Origin of the sequence: Vibrio sp. 10N.261.46.E11, from assembly GCF_041472735.1 — a bacterium.
GTDB lineage: Bacteria > Pseudomonadota > Gammaproteobacteria > Enterobacterales > Vibrionaceae > Vibrio.
In genome coordinates this window covers 44,914-58,835 of the sequence record NZ_JBFRQW010000010.1, presented here as the reverse complement: position 1 = coordinate 58,835, position 13,922 = coordinate 44,914, and the positions used below count along the sequence as shown (strand labels likewise).

The window sequence follows — 13,922 nt, the reverse complement described above, 5'->3', positions numbered from 1 at the left end:
CGAAGCGACAAATGTTGCCTATTGGTGTTCATTGACGATGCGACTGGCCGCTTGATGAACCTAAGATTCAGCGAAACGGAATCCGCGTTTGACTACATGTTGGCGACGCGTGAATACCTCAATGAGCACGGTAAACCCATCGCATTTTACAGCGACAAACACTCCATATTTAGAGTGAATCAGGAGAAACACAAACAAGTTGGCCAAACCCAATACGGGCGCGTGCTGAAAGAGCTGGCGATAGAACTCATTTGTGCCAACAGCTCCCAAGCCAAAGGCCGTGTTGAGCGAGCCAATCTCACGTTGCAAGACCGGCTGGTTAAAGAGATGCGCTTACAAGGCATCAACACCATCGAGCAAGCCAACGCCTGGCTTCCCTACTTCATCGCCGATTTTAACCACCGCTTTGCTAAGCCCGCTCAATACCCAAAAGACATGACTTGCTGTCGAGAGATAGTCGATACGCCGAGGCTCAATTCACCCTCGATACGACGTCGTCGAATGGTGACCTATTTGGCCTCAGTCCATGAAGGCACTGGTTTAGGTTTAGTGGGATATTTAGATGGAAGTGATTTTTTCTTTTTCGCCATGTTGAACCCTCCTCTATGTAGACCATCAGCCTATCAGAGGTGGCAAAAACGCTTTACTGTTTGCTCAGCAAAAACCGACGTAAATCTCGCTCCGCGCGCATCACAAACAAGATGTACACTTTGTCACCTTCTTGCTTGTAGAAAACCCGACATGGATTCACTACGACTTCGCGATAATTCAGGTGCTCGAGCTCTGGAGGCAGACGCCCAGACTCGGGAAAGTCGCTGAGGCGTTCAACTTTGTCAAAAATGTTTCGGACCAGCTGTTTGGCCGCGACTAAATTTTCAAGGGTAATGTATTCCGCGATATCGTTAAGGTCCGATAACGCGGGCTCACTCCAAATCACTTCAGCCATTTTGACATCTTGTCTTTGGCTTCGTCATGACTCAGCACTTTGCCTTCAGAAATGGCACGCTCACCGCGGGCGATCCCTTCGAGGATAGCCAAGCGGTTTTGCATAAATTGGTAGTCGTCAACATCCACGAGATACGCTGAAGGTTTGCCATGCTCGGTGATCAACACGGGCTCTTTGGTGTCGTGCAGGTCGGCAAGAATTTTGGTAGCTTGACGCTTAAGAGAAGTTACGAGCTCGACTTTCATGTAAATGACTCCAATAAAAGATTAAAGTGATACTATTGTAACACTCTCGATCTTACAAGATTAGCGCAGAAAAGTACCGCGTATAACATCATATTCAATCATTTTGCTTATATTCTTCCAGAATGTTAGCTCAACTCTTTTAACGTGATCGCTTTCATAATTCAGTAAAAGTTCATCCGCGTACTTGATGCTTTGTGTATCTGTGATCCGATGGTAAGCCACTCTCATAAACAGTCCAGCGAAAGCGACTAATATTAAATACCAAGCCAAATTAGGAAGACCAATCGTTAATTCAAAGAGTTCTGTCGTCGTGATTAGTGAGATAAACGCCACACATAAAAAAGCTGCGGGTAAGGCTGACACCATATACAAGGTGAAGTTTTTCAGTGGTCTATAAAAGTACTCTCGAAATCGCTTTGTATCATCAACGTATTGCTCTTTGAAGCGAAACTTCCCTTCATCACAAACCAAGTACTCACAGCCATCTTTATACAATTCGACCGTGCTAGTTGGCTTTTGACTTGATAACAAAACACAGATTTCATCATAGTTAGCTTCATACTTAAAAAGTAAACGAAACTGTTGTTCGACGACCAACTTTGTTGCAAGGTTAACTTCCTTATCAAAACTATGGAACAACAATTCTAAGTTCTTCACCTTGAACTGCTTGTGAGACGAAACAAGCTCATGAAAGAATTTCAAGAACGGTAACAGACCCACTAAAACAGCTATCGCAGCTCCAGTTGAAAACCAATCATGTTCCACGTAATTTCCTCTAAGTACTTCCACCCCGCCTAAAGGGGTATATGTGTAGCCATATGTGAGTGAGCCGTAAATGGCTCGCGTTTACGAAGCTCTCATGTATAAATTAACTTTTATGCATCTATCTCAATTTGAGCGGCTCGTGGTATATGACGTCGTACGGTTTTCACTTCATATTTTGAGTTTGTATAAATACCTGTATCTTCATCTCTAACTTGTGAAATAGTTAAAATCGCATCTAATGAGTCACCAGGAGCTACGGTAATTTTATGAGCAAAGAAATCATCATAGAACTGATGATCTGATACTGGCGCTGATATCTTAATACCCCTCCAGATAAATTCCCATTTCCTTTTAGAACGTTCAAGAATTGCCCTTTTGATCTGAAGTTCAGCGACTTCATTGATTTCTCTCTGAGGTTCTTCAATTTCTATTGGTGTTGTTAGCAAAGCGAATTGACTACGAGGAATTTCAATATCAGGTGAACGATCATCAATATTACGAGTAAAACCAAAACTAACTATATGCTTGTCTTTATCAACAGCCTGTATTGATTTAGAAATACTTTTTCTGAACTTTTCGGATTTTTCTACTTCTTTTTGAGCGTCATATATTGTTTTAGGGACAATTATTGTCTTATCACCTTGTATGATAATTACTTGAGTGTCATCAACAGTCACTCTAACGTCTGAGTCTGGTGCTAAAGTATGCTGGTAGATAAATGATGTAACAATGCCTATAGCGACTGCTTCAACGCGGTTAACAGTGAAAATGTTTTTTAACTCACCGTAAACGGTTTTGACTTTAGCTCTAAAGCTCCCCTCACCAAAAGCCTCTACGAGTATCTCAACCTCGTAGCCTGGATTGATAATCGCATTAGCCTCCTTGATTGCATCACTCAATGAAACTAAAGAAGTCGCAAGAGTGTAAGCGTTGATTTTCTTGCGCTCACCACCAAAATGAAGAACTATTTCTTCACCATATTCTGCAATATTTACAACTTCCACTACAGTTCCTTATTCATTAAACGGCTCTTAGACAAAAAATTCGGGACTTAGGGAAGGGATTTTTTTGTCTAGTTTGATTTATAGAAATGGATTATAACTATCAATTCCTTTTATAACAGTGATTTAAATCATTAGCTGTGAAACTGCGTGCCTAAAATTCAAAGGTTGAGGTGAAAATACAGAAAAAGACTACTTTCCTAGGGAAAGTAGCCCTTTAAGTTAATGTTAATTATCAACGCTTTTTATAACGCTTTCGGGTTGTGCTCGCCCTAACCACGCGCCCATTTCTAAGCGTGTCCCCCTCCTTTAACTGACCATTTTGCTTTCGGCCTTTGCATTTATAACCTTTCTTAGCCATTGGGATCCTCCAGTTTTCGTATCCGTTGCTCTTGGTCTTGCTGCACTCGCTTTATCCAGTTGATGTCGGTTTTCAAAGCCGCAATCGTGCCAAGGTTTGAGACTCCACCGGTAATAAGTGCAATGATTAACGCATCGAGGTACGCCATCACTTCGTTTTCCATCCAGATGCGTAGTATTCAAGTAGGTATCGCACCATGGCACGCATGCCTAGCGTATCGACCACAACAGCACCTACGACAAACCAATAAGGGTTAGGGATGTTCTGTAGTGCATTGAAGCCTTGTTCAACATATGGCGCGTAATTGGGAATGAAAGACAAGATGAGTGGTACGAAGACGACTAACAGGATAAATTCATCCTTAAATCCCCTATCTCGAATGCTGATGTCATCAAGGCTACTGGCCTGCTCTTCGCCATTTTGCAATCGACGCACCCTCGCCTGATGCTTCTCATTTTCGAGTTCATCTTTACGCTTTAACTCCTCAGCTTTGTTTTGATTGAGCAGTTTCCCTACCCGCCACCTTGTTGTATTCGGCTAAAGGCATATTGATTGCTTAAACATAAAGCAATATGGCGAAAATCAAATCATGTTGCTTCGTATTGATGTTTATATCGATAATAAGTTCATAAAATCAGATGGTTACACAAAACCATTATTAGTTTAAAAGCTCTACATTTGGTAAGGTATTCAAGGAATCAATAACTTATTATATAAAAGGCTTAATATGAAAATCGGTATGGTTGCCCTATCACTATTCACCGCTTTTGGCATGAGTTCATACGCGCTTGCTAATGAAAATGACACAGCAGCTAAAGAGCTAGGTCATTTTTATGCAGGTGTAGATATCGGGTTTTATAATGAAACCGAATTAGAATACCGCGGTAGCAAAATTGAAGATTCTTCTGATCTAGCTGACTTGAGTTATAACTTCGTTGGCGGTTATGAATTCAATACACACGATGTAGTAAAGCTGGGATTAGAAGCGGAGTACCGAAAAATTGGCAAAGTTAACTTTGCTCAAATGATGGATATGGAAGGCCAAGCCTTCTTCGTGAATGTTAAACCCAAATTCATCGTTAAAGGAGACTTCTTGGATTTGTATGTCTCCCTGTTAGCAGGCGTTGGATCTATTGATACGGAAATCAAAGCCTTTGGGCTCTCAGCTTCTGAATCTGAGGCCGCTTACCAAATCGGTGGAGAATTTGGCGCAATAATTACCGATAACATCGACGTTCATGTCGGTTACCGCTCTGCACATATTGAAATAGAGTCCATCGATGTTTCATCCAAAACAGCATACATTGGTGCACGATACCATTTCTAAAGTTCCTTCAATGGCTAGACCAATTTATTGCGGTCAACTAGCCTAACATTGCAAATAGTCCGATCTCTTTGAGGTCGGATTTATCATTATTGATTCACTTAACTTCCTTTACATTGCCTCCAAATATAGACCTATTCTTCCACCAATATAAAGTTACGTTGCAACTTATTAAAAAAACCAGCGCTATTGCAAGATAAATCACTCAAACAGGTTGCTATTTCGTGTTTAAATTTTGATCTATCAATCAGTTATATGATTAAACTTGGTGACTAAGCAAGCAAACACTATGCATTCACGCTTACATTATGAATTATAGTGTTAACATCAGACAATGTTGTAAACCAGGTGTTTGATATGTTGCCTAAACTTTATAAGTTCAGATCTCTTCACGATAGAAACATACAATCGATATCCGAGTGTTCGTTGTGGTTTGATTCCGCTAAGACCTTTAATAACCCTTTTGAATCTCATCACCTGTTCAACCAAGAACTTCAGAACGACTTCAAGGTTATGTGCTTCTCTCAATCGAATGACCACCCCATACTTTGGTCTCAGTATGGTGATAACTTTAAAGGTATGTGTATTGAGTATGATCTTAACTGTTATCACGGTGAGGCAGATCTCAATTGCTTTGAAGTTCAGTATGCTGACAACCCAAGCATGCTTAGTTCTCATTCGCTAGTTGACTTAAAAGCATCGAAATTAGCCGCGAGAGTACTTGGAATCAAACATTCAAACTGGCGTTACGAAAAAGAATATCGCTGGGTACTGCCCAATGAAGAGATTATTGGCAACAAGCTGTATCTGAATAAAGAGTGTATAAGCTCTGTGATTATCTCAGAACATGCTCCTGCCGATAGAAAACTAAAGGTACTAATGACTTGCCAACACCTCGGCATCCCAGTTAAACACGCTGTCGCTAAACAAGATTCGTGTACATTTGGCACCTTCGGCTAAATAGATATCAGTAAAATGAACGCCCTACGAGACATATTGCCCATACAAAGTGACAGTGCAACAAATTAACATCTTAGTCAGATCACCGTAATTCACTCGTATTCATTGGCGTTTTAGACAATCAAATTAATATCTTTTAGTTATAGTGCATTATAATGGTCAGTTTGTGATATGAAGTCGGATGTACTTTTCTGGAAAACTGTATTTGAACTTTTTCTTGGTTGGTAAGTGCTGTTTCGCCTGTCTACAAGCTTTACTATCGCCGGATGTTCTCACTCTCTTGATTTTTGTATAACCTTTGGAGTGCTTCATTTCAATCATCAGGTCACAATAACCATCGATTTCAACATTGCTCTTTTTTAGTCCTTTCATGACCGTGGCTTTGATTTTTTTGGCTACGGGATTAACCAATGCATCGTCGGGAAATACGACTGGGGATGAAAAAAACAACAAAAGGATTAGATATCTCATACTGTTCTCCTTTATTGGAACTGAGAACAGTATGACGATGGTTAAGGCAAGCGAAGAACTAACTTAGTATGAAGATTGACAAGATAAGCCGTAATTCTTGACCATTACGCCTTCTTTGAGCCTTTAGATTTGAAGCCGTTATGCGGGAATACATTACGAATACGTTGTTGCACGTTCTTAGGTACATCCTTTGTGAACTTGAGATTATAACCAGAGCGCTTTGCGTACACTTTTAATTCACCTTTAAAAGTGTTGTTGTGGCCAATCTCTTGAAGGTTGTGCTTAAAGCTGGGTGGAAGATGACCTTTAACTTGTTCGATCGCCCCATCGTTAAATTTGATTTTCAATACCGGCCTATCAACCGCGACTAACCAAAAAACCAACGCTGCACCGATTAAGATTACATACATCATAATGTCACCACTACTGTTGATGATTATTTATCGTCAGAAAGGAGCTTGCTTAAATCTTCTTTAAGATTGGTTACTGTCTTGCTGGCCTGTTCACTACGAGATGCTTCGCTTACCAAATACTCAATAGCATCTGATAGCGTACAACCTAGCTCGTTCGCACGCTGGGATAGCTTTTCCCATACACGATAATCAAGGTCGATTGATTTTTTCTTGGTGTGAACTTGTTCAGCATTAAAGTGACGCTTTCGCTTAGCTCGGATCGCTTGCTTAAGCTTGTTATCGAGCTCAGGAGACATGTTGTCAGATATCCACTCAAGAACACCTGTTGGTTGGTGTTCAAGCTTCAATAAGGCTTGTACAGCAACGTCAGCTTCACTTGAATCAATATGGCAGGTGATCGACTCGCCTTCTTTCCATTTTTTGACCAGATAGTTCCATTTCCAACCACATTCCAAGTTTTCAAGTTGCTGATATTTCATGTCTAATCTCGAGAGTTAATCCTGGTGACAGCGTAACCCAAAATAGGCTATTTAACAATTGTTGTCTTGAAAGAATAGACCAAGATCATACTTATATTAGCTTAGTGATTAGTAACTACAACATAGAGCTACAAGCGAGATCGGTTTTTCTATATACTCCCTACCTCATTATCATAATCAGAAACTTAAATGACTCTAGTAGATTGGCGACATGTTACGCCTCAGTACGACGAATATAGCGCTCAATTAGAGCAATTCCCTGACATCTCGCCTTTCCCATTTTCAGACATTCAACATAGATTCAACGATGCGTTAACCCGCTTTGTCCGCTTGTCCAACCTTTCGCGTGTTTTACTTGTCAACGCTCCGGACAATTCGATCTATCGTCAAATGATTGTTGAATCTTTAGTTACTGCTCTAGATGATCACACGTTACCAGTAATAAAAACTGAGTCTTTAAATGCTGTATCTTTGTTTGACCAAGTTCAATCAAAAGACGGCCAAGTCGTTGCGACAAAGCCTGGCTTACTGGCTAGAGCGAACAATGGTTATCTGATTGTTTCAGCCAACTTGATTCTAGCAAACCCGGGAAGCTGGTTACTGCTTAAGTCTGCACTTCTTGGTGAGGCCGTAGAGCCCATCAGTAGCAACCCAGAACACTTAAACCAATCTCCATCTTTACCGCTTACCTACAATATTAAGTTGATTGTGGTTGGAGACCGAGCTCAACTCGGCGATCTTGATTATCTAGACAGTGATATTCAAACTGGTTTCTGCCTATTCAGTGAAATTGAACAAGACATAAAGCTAACAGAAGAGACGTTGACGCAATATCTTGGTTACCTTAAATGGCTCCAACAACGTTATGAATTGCCAAACATCACGCAACAGGCGGTGACAGGCATTCTTACTGCTGGTGCGAGAGAAACTGAAGACCAAAGCTATATACCGTTATGCCCGATTTGGCACAATGCGTTATTGAACGAAGCTTTGATTGAAGCCGACCATGGTGAGATTGATGGTCACCATATTCAGCAAGCACAACAACACAAATACAACCGCGAATCGTACTTACCTGAACGTGCTCTTGATGATATTCGAGATGGCCAAGTTATTATCGAAACCGAGGGTGAACAAGTTGGACAAGTTAATGGTCTGACGGTTATCGATGTACCAGGACACCCTGTATCGTATGGCGAACCAGCCCGAATTTCATGTGTTATCCACTTTGGTGATGGTGATATTGCCGACGTTGAGCGCAAAGCGGAACTCGGTGGTAACCTTCACGCCAAAGGTATGATGATCATGCAAGCGTTTGTAAGCAGCGCGTTAAACCTTGAAGATCCGTTGCCCTATGCTGCTTCTGTTGTGTTTGAGCAATCATACTGCGAAGTTGATGGCGATAGTGCTTCTCTTGCTGAGCTTTGCTCTTTGGTCAGTGCTTTGTCGGAATACCCTATCAATCAACAAATAGCGGTAACCGGTGCTGTCGACCAATTCGGTCGTGTACAAGCTGTTGGTGGGCTAAACGAGAAAATCGAAGGCTTCTATCATGTGTGTAAACACAACGGGCTAACTGGCGAACAAGGTGTGATCCTTCCAAGATCTAACTTACGACATCTTGCTCTGAAGCCAGACCTAATTGAAAGCATCAAAAACAAAGAATTCCATATTTGGTCTGTCTCTAATGTAGATGAAGCGATTCCTCTTATTATGAACAAACCATTTAGAGACGATGAACAAGAAAGCGTTCTGAGCAAAATTGCGGAACGTATTGAAAACTTTGAAAGACATGAGCACCCTATTGGAATTGTTGGACGCATTAAAAACTGGTTTGTCTAGTACTGATCGGACTTGTTTAGCGTACACCTGTTCACTAATATGCACCTATCAAAAATTGGAGTAATTGATAATGCAAAACAAACGTGATTCTTACACTCGCGAAGATCTTCTAGCATCAAGCCAAGGCGAACTATGGCCTGAAGGTCCTCAACTACCAGCACCGAACATGTTGATGATGGATCGCATCACTAAAATGTCTGAGACTGAAGGTGATTTCGGTAAAGGTTTGATTCTTGCTGAACTGGATATTACTCCTGACCTATGGTTCTTCGACTGTCACTTCCCTGGTGACCCAGTAATGCCTGGTTGTCTAGGACTTGATGCAATGTGGCAGCTTGTTGGCTTCTACCTTGGTTGGGTTGGCGGCAAAGGTAAAGGCCGTGCTTTAGGTGTAGGCGAAGTGAAATTCACTGGCCAAATCCTACCTACTGCGAAAAAAGTGACTTACGAAATCCACATGAAGCGTGTTGTTAACCGTCGCCTAGTTATGGGCCTTGCAGATGGTCGCGTACTTGTTGATGGCAAAGAGATTTATGTTGCTAAAGATTTGAAAGTTGGCCTTTTCCAAGATACGTCAGCATTCTAATCTAATCATTTAATTAGAGTAACGCAGTTAGATTTTAATAAAGCAGCCATTGGCTGCTTTATTTTCACTCCAATATATTTAGTTATAGTGCACTAGTGTGTACTGATTAAACAAACTTTCTTATTCCGAAACTGTACTGTATTAGTCCACCAGCAACTGTGTATTCCACTACAAGTATCAGTATCAGCTTAAAGTGTTAGCTCTCTGCGCCATTACATTTATTTTATCTAACTTATATGCCCACTCAGAAACTAACAAGGCTCCAACTCCTGTACCCAGCAATGGAGCCTTGATCTTTGAATATGTTCCGCCCTATCTATTTATAGAGACCTGATTGCTTATCACCTTTGGCGTCACGCCAACCACCTAACCAATAAGACCGAGAATCCATTTGGCTATATGGGCAAGCTTCTTGTGACCTACCGTTTATACCAGCTTTGTAGCCTTGAGATTGTGCTCGTTCTAGTCGATCACGCTTTTGTCTCTTCATAGTGCAGTCCTCATACGGGTGTTCTATTTACTAACATACAATGATTACAACTTTGCGGAGTTTTTGTGACTCCAACTTTAAGAGTCGACCAGTTTTTCACTTTTCTCAAGGCGAAAAAAAAGCCCGAATTCAGAATTGTGAACTCGGGCTCAAGAGATGAAATTATTTAAATTTTCTACGGAACCCTAGTAAGCCGAGTACAGTCAAAGCGAACCAACCTAAGCTACCGCCTTTACGATCGACCTTTGCTGTATCAGTACTACGTGCTTGGATATCACTCTTACCTTTACCTTCGATAGGAATCAATTTAACCGCAACAACCTTTTCAACCGCATTAGACGCAGCACCGCCACAGTATGAGTTGTGAGACGTTGTATCGTATGGTTTAGGTGTGCCGCCAACGACACATTTGATAGCCGTCGCAGAGATAACACCCGCATCGTTGATGTCTGAAGCATCAATAATTCGGAACTTGTTGTTCTCTCCAGCAACGTTGCCATCGTTAGTTAGATCATCTAGAAACCAAGCTTTGTTCTGAAACAGAGCAATTCTTGATGGATCAGTACCCGTTGCTTGATATGGATAAATAAAACCGCGGTGTCTACGCTCACTTCCATCAACTTCACGCGTTGTTTCAGCGTCAACTTGACCAACAATTTCATTGAAGTTGTTAACTGCTCTAGCTTCACCACTCGAACCAGCAAAGAAGATTCCACCCGTTAGGTATGTCGCTGTTGGAGTGGTAACTGAAGCATCAGTAACAACAAACATCTTGCTGCCTGCGCTACCATTTTCAGGCACTCGACCATTACGCTTAGAGTTACCAATAACAAACAAGTTTTTGTTGATATCGGTCGCTACAGAGTTACTGTATTTGTAATCATTAGACGAGTTAGAGTTGACCTTAGCCCCCTCAATTGATTTGGTCGTCCAAGTATTCGCGCTATCAGCTAAGTCCAGAGATTTACTGATGAATACAGATGCATTCATATCTTGTAGATCGCCGCTACCATCAACAGTATTGTAGCCTACGCCATAAAACTTAGTATCCGATTCGGCAATTGAACGCATGCTACCTTGAGCATAATAATCGCCTTGTCTAGCAGTTCCACCACGAGTCCAATCGATTAGCTTGGTATTCGTACCATCCCAAATAGCAGCTTTTGAACTAAATACAGGATCCGGCGTTGACGTCTCCGTAATGGTTTCACTAGTAGACACACTACCAACATTGTAAACAGTACCATTACTTGCTTTGATAGCTTTCCATGCACGAGTCTCAGAAGAACCTGATGGCTTGGCTGTCGTTGTGAATAATGCATTATTGCGGATAGTTCCATCAGACTTAACACCGAGTGGCTTGGCATCTTTGTCTAAAGAGTTGATCACTGTGTTGTAGGAATCGAGTATTGCCCCGCCTTCTATAAATGCCTTTGCATTTACATAACTCAGGTTATTTCTTTCCTTAGCCCAAGTATCGTCCCAGCGAGTTTTCGCCCAACTTTCACATGTGGAATATCTTAGTTCACGGTTACAATAGTTTTTGAAGTCATCGAACTCTTGTAAATATTGGAAGACAGCGTCCATAGCGAATGGGACTTCTTCACGGTAACTAATAGCTTCAACCGAATTACGTGTTTCACCAGCTAGCTTGAAGGCATCACAAGCGACACCACCGATAGTCCCGGCGGTAAAACAACTTTCAGTTCCGGTAACCGCCGCTGGTTGAATCGCAACACCAAACGTTTCAGAAGCTCCGACAATTGAGCTAGGAGTCGCGACTTCAACTACCTTGTACAGTGCAGCATTCGCGTTAGTTGCAGCCAAAACTAAGGCTGCAACTGTTGTTAATTTAAATTTATTACAAGTCATGATTACTTCTTAACTTTCCTGTTGTAGTGCCTCGAGCTCTTCCCAGCGCTCAAAAGCAACTTCAAGCTCCTGCTCTGCTGCAGATAGCTTATCTAATACTGGTTGTGTCTGCTCTACAGATTTTGAAAAGAAGCTAGGATCGTTGACTTCTTCCTGAAGAGTTTCAATTTGAGTTTCCAATTCTTCCAAACGCATTGGTAGCGCTTCTAGTTCTCGTTGTAGCTTATACGATAACTTCTTAGCTTTAGCCTTAACTGGCGCAGTTTTGGGAGTTTCCTCAACTACTTTCTCTGGCTTTGATGGCTTTTCAACCTGTCGGTGCTCTATAGCCTGCTTTCTTTGTTGCTGAGCATCGTGGTAGCCACCAACAAATTCTTCAACAACGCCGTTGCCTTCAAAAATCCAACTTGTCATAACTGTGTTATCAACAAACTGTCGATCGTGGCTCACTAAAAGAAGCGTACCCTGATAGTTGGCAAGCAAATCTTCTAAAAGTTCCAAAGTTTCGATATCTAGATCGTTGGTTGGCTCATCGAGAATCAATAAGTTATTCGACTTAAGGAAAATACGAGCTAGTAACAGACGGTTTTTCTCACCACCAGACAGTGCTTTCACCGGAGTGCGAGCACGTTTAGGAGAGAACAAGAAATCTTGTAGGTAGCTAAGTGCATGGCGCTCACGGCCGCCTACTGTCACTTCTTGCTTACCATCCGCCAGATTGTCAATTACTGACTTCTCAGGGTCTAGAATTTCTCGATATTGGTCGAAGTAAGCCACTTCAAGTTTAGTACCACAATGTAGACGGCCAGAATCAGGCTTCAGCTGATCAAGAAGCAGTTTAAGCACGGTACTCTTACCACAGCCATTAGGGCCGATCAGAGCAATACGATCACCACGCATAATGTTGAAGCTGAAATCTTTAACAATCTCTTTGCCTTCAAAGCCAAAGTTAAGATTCTCTGCTTCGAATACAATCTTGCCTGAACGTTGACCATCATCGATCTGAATAACCGCTTTACCCTGCACTTCACGACGATTGATGCGCTCTTCACGCAACTTCTTAAGTGCACGTACACGGCCTTCGTTACGCGTTCGACGAGCTTTAATGCCCTGACGAATCCACACTTCTTCTTGAGCAAGCTTTTTATCGAATTCAGCGTTCTGCATCTCTTCGACACGTAACGCTTCTTCTTTCTCTAGCAAGTAGTTTTCGTAATCGCCAGGGAACGAGCTCAGCTTGCCGCGATCAAGATCGACAATGCGAGTTGCCATTGATTTGATGAAAGCACGGTCATGCGAGATAAAGATGATTGAACCGCGGAAGTCTTTCAGGAAACCCTCTAACCATTCAATGGTCGCAACATCCAAGTGGTTAGTCGGTTCGTCAAGTAGAAGCACGTCAGGGTCACATACAAGCGCACGAGCAAGCGCCGCTTTACGTTGCCAACCACCAGATAAATCAGTCAGCTTTGTTTCAGCTGTCAACTTAAGTGCAGCCAATACGTTGCTTACGCGATCTTCAAAGCGCCATGCATTCGCATGATCCAATTGCTCTTGAACACGAGTAAGACGATTTAGGTTCTTTTCACTAGGGTCAGTAGCAATGAGATCCAGAAGATCATGGTAGATCTTCAGCTGTTCACCGATTTCCGCTAGGCCACCAGCAACGTAATCATAAACGGTACCTTGCTCATTGCGCGGTGGATCTTGCTCAAGGCGAGATACAACCACATCTTGTGTGATTTGCATCTTGCCGTCGTCCATGATGATGTTCCCAGACAGGATTTTCATCAACGTAGACTTACCAGCGCCATTGCGCCCTACTAAACACACACGTTCGTTTTCTTGCAGTGCGAAGTCCGCACGATCTAATAACGGGTGATCGCCAAACGCTAATTGCCCATTATGAATTGTAAGTAATGCCATTCTTCTTTAACCAATCATTAAGTTCTAACAAGCCAAATGGCCAGTTAAGCTCTGAGCTTTGAGAAAGATCAGAGCTTTCAAATTTGAGCACCGGAATAGTGACCCCGTAACGGGAAAAGAGCTCATCATCGAATGCAATGTCGACAACGTTGACGTGATGGCTAATGTTTAACTGTTCCGTGAGTTTGAATGCCATCTCACATAGATGGCACCCTTCTGTACTGTAGAGAGTCAGCACGCT

Annotated in this window: 17 protein-coding genes and 1 pseudogene; 5 read left to right on the top strand and 13 right to left on the bottom strand. The window is 42.1% G+C overall.

Annotated features, from left to right (window positions below; translation table 11 throughout):
* A pseudogene (locus AB4407_RS04215) lies at nucleotides 1-438 on the top strand (transposase); the annotation flags it as partial.
* Nucleotides 439-643: 205 nt separating this feature from the next.
* Here the strand turns inward: AB4407_RS04215 and AB4407_RS04210 are convergent.
* The 6 genes from AB4407_RS04210 to AB4407_RS04185 all read right to left on the bottom strand — a co-directional run bounded on the left by AB4407_RS04210 (nucleotide 644) and on the right by AB4407_RS04185 (nucleotide 3,825).
* Nucleotides 644-946, bottom strand: coding sequence for a type II toxin-antitoxin system RelE/ParE family toxin (locus AB4407_RS04210; RefSeq protein ID WP_372118940.1), 303 nt, complete (start codon nucleotides 944-946; stop codon nucleotides 644-646).
* Entirely contained in the window at nucleotides 934-1,191 is a 258-nt protein-coding gene (locus AB4407_RS04205) for a type II toxin-antitoxin system Phd/YefM family antitoxin (protein ID WP_372118937.1), read from the bottom strand. Before AB4407_RS04205 ends, AB4407_RS04210 begins: the two co-directional genes overlap by 13 nt.
* Nucleotides 1,192-1,251: 60 nt before the next feature.
* Entirely contained in the window at nucleotides 1,252-1,956 is a 705-nt protein-coding gene (locus AB4407_RS04200; protein ID WP_372118935.1) for a hypothetical protein, read from the bottom strand.
* 110 nt (nucleotides 1,957-2,066) lie between these two features.
* Complete coding sequence (locus AB4407_RS04195; RefSeq protein ID WP_372118932.1) at nucleotides 2,067-2,960, bottom strand: hypothetical protein; 894 nt, start codon at nucleotides 2,958-2,960, stop codon at nucleotides 2,067-2,069.
* Between the two features lie 350 nt (nucleotides 2,961-3,310).
* Complete coding sequence (locus AB4407_RS04190) at nucleotides 3,311-3,469, bottom strand: hypothetical protein (RefSeq protein ID WP_372118946.1); 159 nt, start codon at nucleotides 3,467-3,469, stop codon at nucleotides 3,311-3,313.
* A complete protein-coding gene (locus AB4407_RS04185) occupies nucleotides 3,466-3,825 on the bottom strand; it encodes a hypothetical protein (RefSeq protein WP_372118943.1) in 360 nt (119 codons plus the stop codon). The genes AB4407_RS04190 and AB4407_RS04185 overlap by 4 nt, the downstream gene beginning before the upstream one ends.
* 220 nt (nucleotides 3,826-4,045) lie before the next feature.
* Between AB4407_RS04185 and AB4407_RS04180 the strand changes: the two genes are divergently transcribed.
* Nucleotides 4,046-4,645, top strand: a complete 600-nt coding sequence (locus tag AB4407_RS04180; protein WP_372118930.1) for an outer membrane beta-barrel protein — start codon at nucleotides 4,046-4,048, stop codon at nucleotides 4,643-4,645.
* 354 nt (nucleotides 4,646-4,999) lie between these two features.
* The gene (locus AB4407_RS04175; RefSeq protein ID WP_372118928.1) at nucleotides 5,000-5,602 is read left to right on the top strand and encodes a DUF2971 domain-containing protein; all 603 of its coding nucleotides are present in this window, start codon (nucleotides 5,000-5,002) and stop codon (nucleotides 5,600-5,602) included.
* Nucleotides 5,603-5,761: 159 nt separating this feature from the next.
* On the opposite strand, the gene AB4407_RS04170 is transcribed toward AB4407_RS04175, so the two are convergent.
* From AB4407_RS04170 to matP, 3 genes are all read right to left on the bottom strand, one after another.
* On the bottom strand, nucleotides 5,762-6,073 hold the full coding sequence (locus AB4407_RS04170; protein WP_017101103.1) for a hypothetical protein: 312 nt from the start codon (nucleotides 6,071-6,073) through the stop codon (nucleotides 5,762-5,764).
* A gap of 104 nt (nucleotides 6,074-6,177) precedes the next feature.
* Nucleotides 6,178-6,486 carry a DUF3634 family protein gene (locus AB4407_RS04165; protein WP_012603889.1) on the bottom strand — a complete coding sequence of 103 codons (309 nt, stop codon included), beginning with the start codon at nucleotides 6,484-6,486 and terminating at the stop codon, nucleotides 6,178-6,180.
* A gap of 23 nt (nucleotides 6,487-6,509) precedes the next feature.
* The gene (matP, locus tag AB4407_RS04160; protein WP_009846670.1) at nucleotides 6,510-6,965 is read right to left on the bottom strand and encodes a macrodomain Ter protein MatP; all 456 of its coding nucleotides are present in this window, start codon (nucleotides 6,963-6,965) and stop codon (nucleotides 6,510-6,512) included.
* Nucleotides 6,966-7,154: 189 nt separating this feature from the next.
* Here matP and AB4407_RS04155 point away from each other — a divergent pair, with 189 nt between their 5' ends.
* Together AB4407_RS04155 and fabA are read left to right on the top strand one after the other, a co-directional pair.
* The gene (locus tag AB4407_RS04155) at nucleotides 7,155-8,807 is read left to right on the top strand and encodes a Lon protease family protein (protein WP_017099300.1); all 1,653 of its coding nucleotides are present in this window, start codon (nucleotides 7,155-7,157) and stop codon (nucleotides 8,805-8,807) included.
* Between the two features lie 70 nt (nucleotides 8,808-8,877).
* A complete protein-coding gene (fabA, locus tag AB4407_RS04150; RefSeq protein WP_010440782.1) occupies nucleotides 8,878-9,393 on the top strand; it encodes a bifunctional 3-hydroxydecanoyl-ACP dehydratase/trans-2-decenoyl-ACP isomerase in 516 nt (171 codons plus the stop codon).
* Between the two features lie 316 nt (nucleotides 9,394-9,709).
* On the opposite strand, the gene rmf is transcribed toward fabA, so the two are convergent.
* The 4 genes from rmf to AB4407_RS04130 form a co-directional block, all read right to left on the bottom strand.
* Nucleotides 9,710-9,883, bottom strand: a complete 174-nt coding sequence (gene rmf, locus AB4407_RS04145; protein WP_009846667.1) for a ribosome modulation factor — start codon at nucleotides 9,881-9,883, stop codon at nucleotides 9,710-9,712.
* Between the two features lie 162 nt (nucleotides 9,884-10,045).
* Nucleotides 10,046-11,755 (bottom strand): DUF3466 family protein, encoded by a 1,710-nt coding sequence (locus tag AB4407_RS04140; protein WP_372118925.1) that lies wholly within the window; start codon nucleotides 11,753-11,755, stop codon nucleotides 10,046-10,048.
* Nucleotides 11,756-11,764: 9 nt separating this feature from the next.
* Nucleotides 11,765-13,681, bottom strand: coding sequence for an ABC transporter ATP-binding protein (locus AB4407_RS04135; RefSeq protein WP_372118923.1), 1,917 nt, complete (start codon nucleotides 13,679-13,681; stop codon nucleotides 11,765-11,767).
* Nucleotides 13,659-13,919 (bottom strand): glutaredoxin family protein, encoded by a 261-nt coding sequence (locus AB4407_RS04130; protein ID WP_082153978.1) that lies wholly within the window; start codon nucleotides 13,917-13,919, stop codon nucleotides 13,659-13,661. The genes AB4407_RS04135 and AB4407_RS04130 overlap by 23 nt, the downstream gene beginning before the upstream one ends.
* Nucleotides 13,920-13,922 lie beyond the last annotated feature (3 nt).